The 15624-nt window shown below is 32.0% G+C and carries 13 protein-coding genes and 1 other RNA gene; 12 read left to right on the top strand and 2 right to left on the bottom strand.

Annotation, left to right across the window (positions count from 1 at the left end; all coding sequences use genetic code 11):
* The first annotated feature begins 379 nt into the window (after positions 1 to 379).
* The 9 genes from RWL86_RS05295 (at position 380) to ssrA (ending at position 10495) form a co-directional block, all read left to right on the top strand.
* On the top strand, positions 380 to 2263 hold the full coding sequence (locus RWL86_RS05295) for a PTS sugar transporter subunit IIA (RefSeq protein ID WP_314077598.1): 1884 nt from the start codon (positions 380 to 382) through the stop codon (positions 2261 to 2263).
* Positions 2250 to 2708 (top strand): fructose PTS transporter subunit IIA, encoded by a 459-nt coding sequence (locus RWL86_RS05290; protein WP_314077594.1) that lies wholly within the window; start codon positions 2250 to 2252, stop codon positions 2706 to 2708. Before RWL86_RS05295 ends, RWL86_RS05290 begins: the two co-directional genes overlap by 14 nt.
* A 20-nt stretch (positions 2709 to 2728) precedes the next feature.
* Positions 2729 to 3043 (top strand): fructose PTS transporter subunit IIB, encoded by a 315-nt coding sequence (locus tag RWL86_RS05285; RefSeq protein ID WP_314077592.1) that lies wholly within the window; start codon positions 2729 to 2731, stop codon positions 3041 to 3043.
* A 14-nt stretch (positions 3044 to 3057) separates the two neighbouring features.
* A complete protein-coding gene (locus tag RWL86_RS05280; protein WP_314077589.1) occupies positions 3058 to 4107 on the top strand; it encodes a PTS fructose transporter subunit IIC in 1050 nt (349 codons plus the stop codon).
* Between the two features lie 19 nt (positions 4108 to 4126).
* Positions 4127 to 5401 (top strand): class II D-tagatose-bisphosphate aldolase non-catalytic subunit, encoded by a 1275-nt coding sequence (locus RWL86_RS05275; RefSeq protein WP_314077587.1) that lies wholly within the window; start codon positions 4127 to 4129, stop codon positions 5399 to 5401.
* Between the two features lie 98 nt (positions 5402 to 5499).
* Positions 5500 to 7491 (top strand): transketolase, encoded by a 1992-nt coding sequence (gene tkt, locus RWL86_RS05270; protein WP_314077584.1) that lies wholly within the window; start codon positions 5500 to 5502, stop codon positions 7489 to 7491.
* Between the two features lie 161 nt (positions 7492 to 7652).
* Positions 7653 to 9200, top strand: a complete 1548-nt coding sequence (gene abc-f, locus RWL86_RS05265; RefSeq protein ID WP_314077582.1) for a ribosomal protection-like ABC-F family protein — start codon at positions 7653 to 7655, stop codon at positions 9198 to 9200.
* Positions 9201 to 9265: 65 nt separating this feature from the next.
* Positions 9266 to 9991: a histidine phosphatase family protein gene (locus tag RWL86_RS05260; protein WP_314077580.1), complete on the top strand. Its 726-nt coding sequence runs from the start codon at positions 9266 to 9268 to the stop codon at positions 9989 to 9991.
* 136 nt (positions 9992 to 10127) lie between these two features.
* Positions 10128 to 10495: a transfer-messenger RNA gene (ssrA, locus tag RWL86_RS05255) on the top strand.
* Positions 10496 to 10874: 379 nt separating this feature from the next.
* Here the strand turns inward: ssrA and RWL86_RS05250 are convergent.
* Both RWL86_RS05250 and RWL86_RS05245 read right to left on the bottom strand, forming a co-directional pair.
* A complete protein-coding gene (locus RWL86_RS05250) occupies positions 10875 to 11534 on the bottom strand; it encodes an adenosylcobyric acid synthase (protein WP_314077577.1) in 660 nt (219 codons plus the stop codon).
* Positions 11531 to 12874 (bottom strand): Mur ligase family protein, encoded by a 1344-nt coding sequence (locus RWL86_RS05245; RefSeq protein ID WP_314077575.1) that lies wholly within the window; start codon positions 12872 to 12874, stop codon positions 11531 to 11533. The genes RWL86_RS05250 and RWL86_RS05245 overlap by 4 nt, the downstream gene beginning before the upstream one ends.
* A 218-nt stretch (positions 12875 to 13092) precedes the next feature.
* Between RWL86_RS05245 and RWL86_RS05240 the strand changes: the two genes are divergently transcribed.
* Genes RWL86_RS05240 through prmC form a run of 3 tightly spaced genes read left to right on the top strand, consistent with a single transcriptional unit; the run spans position 13093 to position 15623 of the window.
* A complete protein-coding gene (locus RWL86_RS05240) occupies positions 13093 to 13671 on the top strand; it encodes a thymidine kinase (protein WP_314077572.1) in 579 nt (192 codons plus the stop codon).
* A 10-nt stretch (positions 13672 to 13681) separates the two neighbouring features.
* The gene (prfA, locus tag RWL86_RS05235) at positions 13682 to 14761 is read left to right on the top strand and encodes a peptide chain release factor 1 (RefSeq protein WP_314077569.1); all 1080 of its coding nucleotides are present in this window, start codon (positions 13682 to 13684) and stop codon (positions 14759 to 14761) included.
* Positions 14748 to 15623, top strand: a complete 876-nt coding sequence (prmC, locus tag RWL86_RS05230; protein WP_314077567.1) for a peptide chain release factor N(5)-glutamine methyltransferase — start codon at positions 14748 to 14750, stop codon at positions 15621 to 15623. The genes prfA and prmC overlap by 14 nt, the downstream gene beginning before the upstream one ends.
* The last annotated feature ends 1 nt before the right edge of the window (position 15624 follow it).

The raw sequence follows: 15624 nt of genomic DNA, 5'->3' as shown, positions 1-15624 counted from the left end.
AACATTGGTTCTCTTTTTTGTACTCTTTTTGTCACAAATGTATGATACCCTAACATGATTAAAAATATTTATAAAAGAAACAACAAAGCCTTAACGGAAAAATCTGTAAGGCTTTTTCTCGTTGGAATGGAAAAGGATTATTTAAATGGATATAAACTAATAATATAAATTATATATAGAAATCTGTGTGGAGGTATTTTTGTAAAAACACTCTTTTAAATTTCTTTATTATTAAAGTAATATATTATTTAATAAACAAAGAATACATTATATTGCAGAAAGTTTCTGCAATTTTTTGTCATTTACACGGAAAAAATCCTGGAATATAATTTAAATATAAATGATATAGCTATTGAGTTTATGAAAAAGAGGTGTACTGATGTTAACTAAGAGACAGCTGAAATTAGTTGAAATACTAACTAATTTAGAAACTTATCAGACTGTAGCACGAGTTGCTAATTGTTTAGGAGTATCAGAGAGAACGCTTCATACGGAATTGAAAATTATAGAGAATGAAGGTTTTAAAATAGAAAGAAAAAGAGGTTTAGGGATAAGATTAAAAGAACTAAACCAAGACTATGATATATCTGATTTTGAAATTGATAATATTAAAAATCGCCGAATTGAAATTATGAAAAAAATTATTTTTGATCAACAAAGTATAACTTTCCTTGGATTGGCAGAGGAGTATTTTACAAGTACGACATCAATTCAAAATGATATACGAGTTATTTCAAATATTTTATTTAGAGATACTAATGTCAATTTGGTAAGTAATCACTTGGGTACTCGACTAGATAAATGTAGTACGGAGGAAATGATTAAAGTTATGGTTAATTTTAATTCATTTATCATATCTGAAGTCGAAGATAGAAGTTTAGATGACAATAATAAGTTGATTTCATTAGCAGAATATTATTCAAGGGATGTTGTATTTGTTTGTAATAGTATACTGTATAGCTTTATAAAGAAAAATGTAAACGCTATTTCTGATGCGTATATAGAATATTTTCTTAGATATTTAATCGTATTGGTGTACCAATTAAAAAATGACAGACATATTAATTTGCTTGAAAATTCAGTGGATTATTTTCAACACTCTTTCTATATAGATAGTGCTGTAAAAATATTGCATAAAGCATCATTACGATTGAATTTTAAATATACTAATGAAGATGTTCAATATTTATCACTACTTTTGCTAAATTACAAATTTGAAGAATTACCTCAAGAAAAAGTAGATAACAATTTTATTAATTATTTAGTAAAACAAGTTTCTAGAGCTATGAATATTGACTTTTTTAGAGATGATGTATTGTTAGAACAATTACAGCAACATATACCTGCTATGCTTTCAAGGTTAAAATATCAAACTGTAGTTAAAAATCCTTTTTCTGAACAAATTAAATTAGAATATTCAATCACATATAATATTCTATGGCTAATTTTAGAAGAAATATTACCTCAAAATATAAGTAAAATAAATGAAGATGAAAATGCATTTTTAACTTTATATTTCCAACTATCTATTGAAAAATTAAAGAAGGGAAGAAAAATTCTCGTCATATGTCCAACAGGTATTGTAACTTCTGAACTTTTAATAAACAAAATTAAAACAGTATCACCATCTTTCGATAGGATTGAGATAGCTTCAATATCTGAAGCTTTTGAACTCGATTTAAATTCTTATGATTTGATAATAAGCACGGTAAAGATACAAAAAAAACTTAAGAATTTATACTTTGTTTCACCGTTAATAAGTGATAAAGATCTAAAAGTTTTGTTTAATAAAAATAAATCATTAAATAAGAAGAATGCTAATTTTTCTTGTTTAAAAGAGTATATTAAACAAGATTTGATATTTGTTAACGAGACGATGAATAATCGGGAGAATCTATTTCAAATGACAGGGAAAAAGTTGATTGAAAAAGGTTATGTAAATGATTTTTTTCTCACTAGTTTATCAGAACGTGAAATTTTAGGGGGAACTGATTTGCCGATAGGTGTAGCTGTTCCCCATGGAAAAACGAAGGATGTGAGAAAGAGTTTTATTACTATCGTAAAGCTAGATAAGAAGATTCATTGGAAAGATTATAAGATAAATTTAGTATTTATGATAGGGATTGCTCAAGAGGATATTCATTTAACAAAACAAATTATTTCTAATATATATAATCTTATTAGTGATGAACAAATATTAACACAATTGAGACAAGTAAAAACGAGTAAGGAGGTTGAGGATATACTTTATGGAAGAAAATAAAATTATAAATAGAAATTTGATCTTTTTAGATGAACTTCAGGTTGATAAAGAAAAAATCATTAAATTTTTAGCAAATAAATTAAAAGTGAATCATTATATTGATGATGAAAATACATTTTATAAAGCAGTTATGAAAAGGGAATATGAAGTACCAACTGCAATTGGATATGATATTGCAATTCCACATGGAAAATCAAATACTGTTTTACAACCCTTTATTGCTTTTTTAAGAACTCAAAATAAATTTAAATGGACTGAAGGTTATGAGGACGATGTACAGTTAATTTTCCAAATAGGAGTACCGGATAAAGGAAATGAAAAATTACATTTAAAATTTATTTCTGAGGTTAGTAAAAAATTATTAGATGAGGATTTTAGAGAGAAGTTAAAGACTTTTTCTGATGTAGAACAAATATATGAGCTGTTAAATTCAATAGAAATATAAGAACAAAAGGAGGAATAATTATGAAAATTGTAGCAGTAACTGCTTGTCCTACAGGGATTGCACATACGTATATGGCTCAAGAAGCGATTGAAAAAGAGTGTTTAAAACGTGGTTATGAAGTACATGTAGAAACACAAGGTGGAATGGGAATTGAAAATGAGCTAGAGCAAGATGTTATTGATGATGCTGATGTTGTTATCTTAGCAATTGCTGTAGAAATTGAAGGTCAAGATCGATTTGAAGAAAAGGAAAGTGCTGGGAAAGTATTATATATTGAACCAGGAGAGGCGATTAGAAATCCAGGAGCAATGATTGATCAGATTGAATCTATTTAATGGAGGGATTTATCATGGATTATAAAGTTATGAAGGAATTACAAAAAGCTTTTAATACAGGTGTTTCTTATATGTTACCTGCAGTTGTTGCAGGCGGGGTGTTTATTGCTTTATCTCTTGCAACAGGTAAGCCAGGAGATGGAGGGATGGAAACTACTAATCAATTTATGAAAAATATGCTTGATATTGGTGTTGGAGCATTTTCAGTTATGATTCCTATTTTGGCAGGATATATTGCATATTCTATTGCAGGAAAACCAGGGTTAGCTCCTGGTATGGTTTTAGGTTATATAGCTAATAATCCAATAGGTGAGGCAAAAGTAAAGACAGGGTTCCTAGGTGCAATGCTTTTAGGAGTTTTAGCAGGTTATTTTGTAAAATGGTGTAAAACTTGGAAAGTTAATAATACTATTAGAACTTTAATGCCTATTATCATTATTCCGATTTTATCAGTATTTACGTTAGGGATGTTTTATATTTATGTTATTTCAGTTCCAATTGGTGCTGCAATGAATTGGCTAGTTAATACATTAAGTACTATGCAAGGTGGTTCAACAATTCTTTTAGGGTTAATTATTGGTGCTATGACTGCAATTGATATGGGTGGTCCTATTAATAAGACTGCAACAGCTTTTACTTTAGCTTTAATGGCTGAAGGAATTTATTCACCAAATGGAGCTCATCGTATTGCAGTTGCTATTCCACCACTTGCTATGGCGATTTCAACTATTATTGATAGAAAAAAATATGCAAAAGAAGATAAAGATTTAGGGATGTCAGCTTTGTTTATGGGTTTAATAGGAATTACTGAAGGAGCAATTCCGTTTGCCGTTAAAGATATGAAGCGTGTATTACCGGCAATTATTATTGGTAGCGCTGTCGGTGGAGCACTAGGGATGATAAATAATGTTGAAGCTTTAGTTCCACACGGTGGTTTAATTATTCTTCCGGTAGTAAATGGGAAATTATGGTATGTTGTTGCAATGTTAATTGGTACTTTGGTTTCAGTAGCTATTCTACATTTTACAAAACCAAATTTATCTGAAGAAGAATTAATGAAATAAAAGAGAAGAGGTAATAATTATGAGTAAACTTTCAATTAAAAATGTTGTAAATGGATTGTTAGAATTACAAAAAACAGGGGAATCAGCAACGTTATTAGGAATTGGACCAATGTCTAAAAATTGTGTTCAAGCAACGCTAGAATTATCTAAAGAAGATGATTATCCAGTAATGTTTATTGCTAGTAGAAATCAGGTAGATTTAGATGAATTAGGCGGAGGATATGTAAATGGTTGGAATCAATTTACTTTTGCTCAAGCTGTGAAAGAAGTAGCGGATGAAATTGGTTATGATAATATGTATTATTTATGTCGAGATCATGGAGGACCTTGGCAAAGAGATAAAGAAAGAAATGACCATTTACCAACGGAAGAAGCCATGAATTTGGGTAAACAATCATATATTGGAGATATTGAAGCAGGTTTTGATTTATTAATGATTGATCCTACGAAAGATCCTTTTGAAATTGGTAAAGTTATTCCTTTAGATACTGTTATAGAAAGAACAGTTGAGTTAATTGAGTTTTGCGAAAAAGAACGTAAGTCTCGTAATCTTCCGGTTATTGGATATGAAGTTGGTACAGAGGAAACTAATGGGGGATTAACTTCAACTGAAACATATGAAACATTTATTAATAGATTAAAAGTGGAATTAGAAGACAAAGGATTGCCAATGCCTACTTTTATTGTTGGTCAAACAGGAACATTAACTCGTAAAACGGAACAAGTAGGACATTTTAATTTTAAAAATGCATATGATTTAGCTCAAATGGCTAAAAAATATGGAGTTGGTTTAAAAGAACATAATGGGGATTATTTAGATGATGTAACCTTATTAGAGCATATTCCTTCATCTATTACAGCAACTAATGTTGCACCACAATATGGAACAGAAGAAACTCGTGCGTACTTGAACTTAGCCAAAGTGGAACAAAAACTAGTAGAGTATGGATTAGTAAAGGAACCTTCTAAAATTGCAGAAGTTTTATTAGTCAAAGCAATTGAAAGTGAACGTTGGAGAAAATGGATGGTTGGAGAACAAGTGAATCTTACCGTCCAAGAAATTCTTAATGGAGATAAATCGTTACAACAAGAAATTTTAGATATTGCTGGACATTATACATTTAATGATTCTGAAGTTAAATCGGAAATTGAAAAATTATATTCAAATCTAAATAAGCACAATATTGATGGAAAACGTTATGTGATTGATCATATTAAACGTCCAATTCGTGATTATGCTGAATGTTATAATTTAAAAGGTGTTACAACAAGAATCAAGAATATTATTAAGTAAAAGAATGTCCCTTTAAGGGACATTTTTTTACAAAGAAAATGATGACATATTTTATTGTTTGAAGAATAGTTAAATTTAATGCAAAGAAGGTATATTAAATGGGGTTTGATTTAAAAGATAGTTTAGCAGTTAATACACTCAGAGTTCTTTCAGCAGAATCAATAGAAAAAGCTAATTCAGGACATCCTGGGCTTCCACTTGGTGCAGCACCTATGGCGTATGTGCTATGGAATAAAATACTAAACGTAAATCCTAAGACAAGTCGTAATTGGACTAATAGAGATAGATTTATTCTATCAGCAGGGCATGGTTCTGCACTTCTTTATAGTCTGTTACATTTATCAGGATATGATGTTAGTATAGATGATTTAAAAAATTTTCGTAAATTAGGTTCAAAAACTCCTGGGCACCCAGAGGTCAATCATACAGATGGTGTTGAAGCAACAACCGGACCTTTAGGTCAAGGGATTGCAAATGCAGTTGGAATGGCTATGGCAGAAAAACATCTAGCGGCTAAATATAATAAAGATAATTTTGAAATTGTAAATCATTATACATTTGCGATTCATGGAGATGGATGTTTAATGGAAGGTGTAGCGCAAGAGGCTATTAGTTTAGCTGGACATCTTAAATTAGGAAAATTAATTCTTTTATATGATTCGAATAATATATCTCTTGATGGTCCTACTTCGAAAACTTTTACAGATGATATAAAATCAAAATTTGAAGCTAGTGGTTGGCAATACATTTTAGTAGAAGATGGAAATGATTTGCAAGAAATAGAAAAAGCTATCAACCTTGCTAAAAAAGAAGATAACAAGCCTTCGCTTATTGAAGTGAAAACGATTATAGGTTATGGTGCAGTAAAAGAGGGGACATCTGCAGTGCACGGCGCTCCTTTAGGAAAAGAAGGGATTGAACATATAAAAAAAGTATATGACTATAATTATTCTGAATTTGATGTGCCTAAAGAAGTGTTAGAATGTTTTGAGTTAGGTATAAAAAAACGTGGAGAAAAAGCAGAATTATTATGGAATAAAATGTTTGAAGAATATCAGGAAAAATATCCAGAATTAGCAAAAGAATATATACTTTCTTTTGAAAATAGAAAAATTAAAATTGAATTGGAACCTCATAAATTAGGAACATCAATGGCTAGTAGAGTTTCTAGTCAAAAAGCTATCCAACAAATTTCTAATCAAGTTTCTGAAATTTGGGGAGGATCTGCTGATTTATCATCATCCAATAAAACAATGATAGATACTGAATCAGACTTTGAATTTAATAACTATATTGGAAGGAATATCTGGTTTGGTGTACGAGAGTTTGCAATGGGAGCCATTATGAATGGAATTGCACTCCATGGAGGAACTCGAATTTATGGTGGAACATTCTTTGTATTTTCGAATTACTTACTTCCTGCAATAAGAATGGCAGCAATGCAGGGATTACCAGTAGTGTATGTTATGACACATGATTCTATTGCGGTGGGAGAAGATGGACCTACTCATGAACCGATTGAGCAATTAGCTTCCGTTCGTTCTATGCCGAATATAAATGTGATAAGACCTGCAGATGGTAATGAAACAAATGCGGCATGGAAAAGAGCCTTATATGAAACAAAGCGTCCTACAATGTTAGTATTGACGAGACAAAATTTACCTGTATTACTTGGGACAAATGAGTTTGCAGAAGATGGAATAAATAAAGGAGCGTATATAATCTCAGAAGCTAAAGGAGAAATTGATGGTATTATGATTGCCACAGGTTCAGAAGTGGCATTAGCTCTGGAAGTACAAAAAGAACTTGAAAAAGAAGAAATATATGTACGAGTAGTTTCTATGCCATCTCAAAACATATTTGATGAACAATCAGTAGATTATAAAGAAAAAATACTTCCTACTGCTATAAAAAAGAGAATGGTAATTGAGGCAGCTTCAAGTTTTGGTTGGGGCAAATATATTGGGATGAATGGCAAAACATTGACAATTGATACTTGGGGATTATCAGGATCTGGAGAGTTGTTGTTTGAAAAATATGGGTTTTCGGTAGATAATGCTATTAAAATTTATAAATCAATTCATATGTAGTAATTATGAATAGAAGCGGAAGTTAAACCGTAATATTTAAAGAATAATAGGAGAGTGTTACTCTCTTATTATTTTTTTGCTCTTTTATTTTCCACCTATACTTTGATATTCCTCTTATAAATATGATACAATGACCCAGAGAAATTTGAAGGAGAAAATCAATGAGTATTTTAAATGTAGAAAAATTAACCCATGGATTTGGGGAACGTGCAATTTTTAATGATGTCAGTTTCCGTTTATTAAAAGGGGAACATATTGGATTAGTCGGAGCGAATGGTGAAGGTAAGTCCACTTTTATGAATATTGTAACGGGGAAACTTCAACCAGATGAAGGGAAAATTGAATGGTCTAAAAATGTAAAAGTTGGTTATTTAGATCAACATACAGTTTTAGAAAAAGGAATGACCGTTCGAGAAGTATTACGTAAAGCATTTGATGATTTATTTGTTGCAGAAGCTCGTATAAATGAATTATATATGGCAATGGGCGATGCAGATGAAGCTTCTATGAATGCAATGTTAGAAGAAGTTGGGGAAATTCAAGAGCGTTTAGACAGTCATGATTTTTATATTTTAGATGCAAAAATTGATGAAGTGGCTCGTGCTTTGGGCGTTGTAGCATTTGGTATGGATAGTGATGTGAGTGAATTAAGTGGTGGACAACGTACGAAAATTTTACTTGCAAAATTATTATTAGAAAAACCAGATATTTTATTATTAGACGAACCAACGAACTACTTAGATGTGGAACATATTGAATGGTTAAAACGTTATTTACAAGAGTATGAAAATGCGTTTATTTTAATTTCCCATGATATTCCATTTTTAAATAGTGTTGTCAACTTAATTTACCATATGGATAATCAAGAATTAAGTCGTTATGTGGGAGATTATGATCAATTCCAAGAAGTGTATGCGATGAAGAAATCTCAATTAGAAGCGGCTTATAATCGTCAACAAAAAGAGATTGCAGATTTGAAAGACTTTGTAAATCGAAATAAAGCTCGTGTAGCTACTCGTAATATGGCAATGTCACGTCAGAAGAAATTAGATAAAATGGAAGTGATTGAGCTGGCGGGTGAAAAACCAAAACCTAAATTTGAGTTCAAAACTTCTCGTGCACCAGGTCGTTATATTTTCCAAACAGAAGGATTAGTGATTGGATATGATCGTGCTTTGACGGGTTCGTTGAATTTAGAAATGGAACGTGGACAAAAGATTGCGATTGTCGGAGCAAATGGTATCGGAAAAACTACTTTATTAAAGAGCTTATTAGGAATTATTAAGCCATTAGAAGGAAAAGTTGTTCGTGGAGACTATATTGATTTAGGATATTTTGAACAAGAAACTCCTCAAGGAAATCGTAAAACAGCCTTGGAAGAAATTTGGGATACATTCCCATCGATGACTCAACCAGAAGTTCGTGCGGCATTAGCTCGTTGTGGATTAACAAGTAAACATATTGAAAGTCAAGTTCAAGTACTAAGCGGAGGCGAACAAGCAAAAGTTCGTTTCTGTAAATTAATGAATGATGAATCGAATGTATTAGTGTTAGACGAACCAACGAACCACTTAGATGTAGATGCTAAGGACGAATTAAAACGTGCCTTAAAAGAATATAAAGGTAGTATTTTAATGGTTTGTCACGAACCGGAATTTTATGAAGGTCTAGCAACAGATATTTGGGATTTTTCAAAACTTTCATCCTAAATATATGATTTTTTGAGTAAAATTGAGTACAATGGTAGTAGCAAATGATTTGAGGAGGAAATATCATGGCAGATAAAGGCGTTACATTATATTTCATGAGACATGGCGAGACAGTTTTTAATCGATACAATAAAATTCAAGGTTGGGCAGATACACCATTAACAAAAGAAGGTAGATTAGATGCCATCCGTTCTGGATTAGGAATGAGAGATATTCCATTTCACGCAGTGTATACAAGTGATTTAAGAAGAACAATTGAAACAGCTCAATTAGTATTAAGAGATCATCCTTTAAGAGATCAATTAAGCTTACAAATGATGCCAGAATTTCGTGAAGTTTGTTTTGGAAGTTTAGAAGGAAAAAATGCAACAGAAGTTTGGACGAATTTGTATAAAACATTACAACGTACCTTTGATCAAAACGATGGTAGAAATGTAATTGAAGAGATGAATCAAATTAAAGCAATGGATCCAGACCATATTGGAGAAAACTTTATGGAGTTTTGGACTCGTGTAGAACAAGGGTTGATTAAAGTAATCGATAAACATCGTGATACGAATCAACATATTCTAATTGTTAGCCATGGAATGACGATTCGTAATATTTTACATGAATTAATTCCTGATTTTAAATTATCAGATATGATTGATAATTCATCTTTAAACATTGTGGAATATTCAAATGGACAATATCATTTGAAAGCATTAAATCAAACAAGTCATTTTGCATTGAGAAAAGAAGCTGTAGAGCGTGAATTCTCATTATTACCAATGACATTATTTGAAAAATAAATAAGAAAGATTTATAATATTGAAGTGACCTCAAAAAGTTTAACTTTTTGGGGTCACTTCATAATCTTTAGCATATAGATACTAGCAGTTATCATTTGCGTGAAGGTTGATTTTTTGTTAGTATAAAGGAATATACGGGGTCGTTACGGATTCGACAGGTATAGGTTGAGCTTTCAATGCATTTCGTAGGTTACGGCTACGTAAAAACGTTACAGTTAAATATAACTGACAAACAACAAACAAACACTTTAGCTTTCGCAGCTTAATACCTGCAAGCTAAGATCTGTCCGGCATCGCCCATGTGCTCGGGTCCAGGTCTCATTATTAGTGGGATACGGTTTACTTTTCCGTCTGTCTAAGTGAAACAGAGATGATCAGGCTAGCTTAAGATGATGCTTGTTTATCAGCTAATCAGTAGCGAAACTCTAAATCGATAAACTATGAATGTAGATTTGATTGTGTCGATATATTTGGACAGGGGTTCGACTCCCCTCGGCTCCATTTTTTATGATGAATAAGGCTTAGAAATGTTGATGTTTCAATGTTTCTAAGCCTTTGTTTTTTGAATTATTTAATGTTTTTTGGAAGTCTTATAAAGGTAAAGTGTATATGTGTTTACTTTTTGCGATCCTTTTTAAAGTACATTAAGTAAGTGTAGATGATATTTAAAATAATGCTAATATAAAGAGCAATCTCCGTATAATGTCCATCAAATAGAAAAGCGCAGATTAGTAAACAGAATAGTAATGCAGGTATCACGATATCTCTAAATCTATTTTTCGGTTTCATTTTCTCTACTCCAATTCTTAATATTATTATAGTTATTATATCACAACAAAAAGAAGCATAGAAATGTATCTCGAACATTTCTATGCTTTTAAACTTATTTTTGTTTACTTAATTGTCGTTGTGCGGCTAATTCAATCATACGATCAGCGAGATGTTGATTTCGAACGAGCAGTGGTCCATGGAAGTAAGAGCAGAAGACATTTCTGTAATGTACCCCTTCTGTTTTGTCCTCATCATTATTTCCATTTCCACTAGTGACAGTACCTAATGGTTTAAGACCTTTACAGAGATAGGTTCTTCCGATGTGGTTTTCGTAACCAACATATGTTTCTCCTGTTTCTTCATCGTAAATTGTAATATCTCCGATAAATCGGTGGTCAAATTGGCCATTTGTATAGCAGTCAATTGCGCCAATTCCATCTAATTTTTCACCGGCTGCATTGATGTAGTAACGTCCTAATAATTGGAAGCCACCGCAAATCCCTAATACAACTCCATCATCTTCGATGAAGTGAATTAAGGCGTCTTTTTTGGATTGTAAGTCTTTAGCCACGATCGTTTGTTCATAGTCTTGACCACCACCGAACATGACGATGTCAAAGTCTTCAGGGTTAAATGGATCCCCTAAACTAATCAATGTCGTTTCGACTTCATAGCCTAATTTTTTTGCTCGGTGTTGAAGCATCAGTAGATTTCCATTATCTCCATAAGTATTCATTAAATTTCCGTATAAATGACAAATTCTGATTTTCATGAAGTCATTCCCTCTTTCAAGTAACCATGTTTAGCTAAGTCTTTACGGAGTTGTAATAATGCCGTATACGTTGCTAAAATATTAATTTTTTTCGTTGGTACTGATTTTAATTTTTCAATTAAGTCATCATTGTTTTCTGTTTTGGTAAGAGTTGTAAATCCTGCAACTTCCATTCGAGTTTCTAAGTCGTCAACTCGAAGTCCGCCAATGTATGTTTGTTTTGGAGTAAGTTTTGCAAGTTCTTCAAACTCACCATCCCAAATCCAACTAATATCTTGTCCATCTGCATAATTATCATTTAATAAGACAGCAAGTGAAAATTCTTCTTTTTCATAGCCAAGTAGTTGGACGATTTGGTTAAATCCTACTGGATTTTTAATTAAGTTAATCATGACTTCTTTGTCTTCCAATGTAAAGGTTTCTTGACGTCCGAAGACTCTTTGTGCTTGTCCAAATCCTACTTGGATTTCTTCAGGAGTTAAACCGAAAAATCTAGCAGCAGCATAGGCACTTAGTGCATTATAAATATTATAAAGTCCTCCGATTGGAAGTGAAAAATCAAATCCATCAATTTTAAAAGAAGATTTTGTTAGAGATAATTCTGTTAATTCTGTGACTGCATAGTCTAATTCAGGACGTTTGAAATCTCCGTTAGGGCAGTAATATTTTCCTAAATTACTATACGTAATAAAGTTATATTGTAAAATAGAGTGACAATGTGGACATAAAATACCATCCGTATTGTAATGAGCTTGATAGTGACCATCTTCTGCATGATTGAATCCAAAATAAAGTCTTGGATTTGGAAGAGTATCGCTATTGAAAATTGGCGCATCTCCATTTGATAAAATCGTAGCTTCAGGAGCAAAACTTGCACCATCTAACATATATTGGTAAGTTGTATAAATTTCACCGAAGCGATCCATTTGGTCTCGGAAAATATTTGTAAAAACAAATAATTTAGGTTGAATAAATGGTGTAATATGTTTAATCGTTGCTTCGTCTACTTCTAATACAGCAATATTTTTTTCACCTTTAACAGGAGTATGATTTAAAAATGTAGAAACAATTCCTTGTGTTAAATTGGCTCCAGTTGGATTTGTTAAAATATTTGGGTATTTTTGCTTTAATAATTGAACGATTAAAGAAGTCGTTAAAGTCTTTCCATTTGTTCCACTAACAATAATAACTTCATAATGGTCAGATAAATGTTTTAAAATATGTGGATCAATAGCGTGAGCTACTTTTCCCGGGAAACTACTTCCACCATTTGTAAAAGTATGAAGTGCCCAGCGAGTTAATTTTCCCGCTTCAATGGCAAATTTGGTACGTATATTCACAGAGTGTGCATCCTTTCAAAAAATATTCTTTTTTATTGTAGCATAAAATGACTGAAAAGGAATACAATTCGCCTGTTTTCTAATTAAGAAATGAATAAGAATTTGTTTGGAATTATATGAAAAAGTTCATAGTGATTTTTTATAGTTTTTCGTTGCACAACTTTCGATATTATCGTAAGATGTTAAGGGTATATGAAAAGTGTCAGGAGGTTAAAATTGTGGCACAATTATTTTTTAAATATGGTGCAATGAATAGTGGAAAGTCGATTGAAATTTTAAAAGTTGCTCATAATTATGAAGAACAAAATAAATCTGTATTATTATTTACAAGTGCAATCGATGATCGTGATGAAGTAGGATATGTTTCTAGTCGTATTGGAATTCGAAGACAAGCGATTCCGATTTATGATGAAACAGATATTATTGCCATTGTAAAAGAACAAGAGGTAAAACCTGCTTGTATTTTAATTGATGAATCTCAATTTTTAAGTAGAGAACATATTTTAGATTTAGCACATATTGTAGATATTTTGGATATTCCAGTAATGGCATTTGGATTAAAAAATGATTTCCAAAATGAATTGTTTACAGGTTCTAAGTATTTATTATTATATGCTGATAAAATTGAGGAAATTAAAACGATTTGCTGGTACTGCCATAAAAAGGCAAGTATGAATATGCGTGTCGTAGATGGAAAACCTGTTTATACAGGTGAACAAATTCAAATCGGCGGAAATGAATCGTATTATCCTGTTTGTCGTTATCATTATTCGCATCCAGGTAAAGAAAGAAATTAAGGAGGAAATTATGTTTGATCAATTAGATAGTTTTATTATTCGCTATAATGAGTTATCTGAGTTATTAAGTGACCCAGATGTTATTGCTGATACAAAACGTTTCATGGAATTAACAAAAGAAGAGTCTAATTTGCGTCCGAAAGTTGAAACTTTTAAACGTTATCAGCAAGTAGTGGAAGAAATTGGCGATACAGAAGAAATGTTAGGAGAAGGCTTAGATAGTGAAATGGCTGAAATGGCTAAAGAAGAATTAGCTTCTCTAAAAAAAGAAAAAGTAGAATTAGAAGAAAAAATTAAATTCTTATTATTACCAGAAGATCCAAATGATGGTAAAAACATTATTATGGAAATTCGTGGAGCTGCTGGTGGAGATGAAGCAGCATTATTTGCGGGAGATTTATTATCTATGTACCAAAAATATGCTGAATCACAAGGTTGGCGTGTAGAAGTAATGGACGCTAACATTACAGGTATCGGTGGATATAAAGAAGTTATTTTAATGATTACAGGGGATAATGTATTCTCAAAATTAAAATATGAATCAGGAGCTCACCGTGTACAACGTGTTCCTTCAACTGAGTCACAAGGTCGTGTTCATACATCGACTGCAACTGTTGTAGTCATGCCTGAAGCAGAAGAAGTAGAGATTGAATTAGAAGATAAAGATATTCGTGTAGATATTTATCATGCTTCTGGTGCGGGTGGACAACACGTTAATAAAACAGCTTCTGCCGTTCGTTTAACTCACTTACCAACTGGTATTGTCGTAGCGATGCAAGATGAACGTTCTCAATTAAAAAACAGAGAGAAAGCGATGAAAGTATTACGTGCTCGTGTATACGATAAAATCTCTCAAGAAGCTCAATCAGAATATGATGCAAATAGAAAATCTGCCGTTGGTACAGGGGATCGTTCAGAACGTATTCGTACATACAATTTCCCTCAAAACCGTGTGACAGATCATCGTATTGGATTAACGTTACAAAAATTAGACCAAGTTCTTGCAGGAAAAATTGATGAAATTGTCGATGCATTAATTTTATACGATCACACTGAAAAATTGGAGCAATTAAATAATGGAAATAACTAATCCAACGAATCAGGAAGTCCTAGTTAGGGCTTCTTGTTTTTTACAAGAAAGACAACCTTCTTTTTTGAAAGAAGATTGCGACTGGTATGCTCGTCAATTAAGTTTATATTTGAATCAGTGGACAATGACAGATTTACTCATTCATTTGAATCAGCCTGCAGTAGTTGGATTATGGGAACAAATGGAACCATTACTCATTCGTTTATCAAATTTTGAACCATTGCAATATATTACAAAGCAAGCAGAGTTTTATGGGCGTGAATTTATTGTGAGTTCCGATACTTTAATTCCAAGACCTGAGACAGAAGAATTAGTTGAAAAAATCATTGCTTTTTTATCTGCACAGTCGAGTGGGAAAGTATTAGAAATTGGAGTAGGGACAGGTTGTATCATTCATACATTAGCTTTAGAATGTCCGGACTTTTTTTATCAGGGTGTGGATATTTCTGAAGGAGCGCTTGAAGTTGCTAAGAAAAATCAAGAGAAATACGAGTTAGAAAATGTCTCTTTATATCGAAGCGATGTATTTCAAGAAGTTTCTCCTCAAAAATTTATAGCTATCATCAGTAATCCACCTTATATTGATGTTTCAGAAAAAAATGTGATGGATGAATCAGTTTTACGCTTTGAACCAGAAGTAGCTCTTTTTGCTGAAGATGAAGGCTTAGCGATTTACCGTAATATTGCAGAAAATTTAGAAAATTATTTATTAGAAGAAGGGCAAGCCTTTTTTGAAATTGGGTTCCAGCAAGGAAAGGCTGTTCAACAATTATTTGAATACTATTGCCCAAATCGAGAAGTCAGTGTTCATAAAGATTTATCAGGAAATGATCGAATGATTATTGTAGGAAGGAGGAAGTAAC

This window comes from uncultured Granulicatella sp. (genome assembly GCF_963515095.1).
Taxonomy (GTDB): Bacteria; Bacillota; Bacilli; order Lactobacillales; family Aerococcaceae; genus Granulicatella.
The sequence above is the reverse complement of the archived record's forward strand: the minus strand, read 5'-3'. Positions and strand labels throughout refer to the sequence as shown.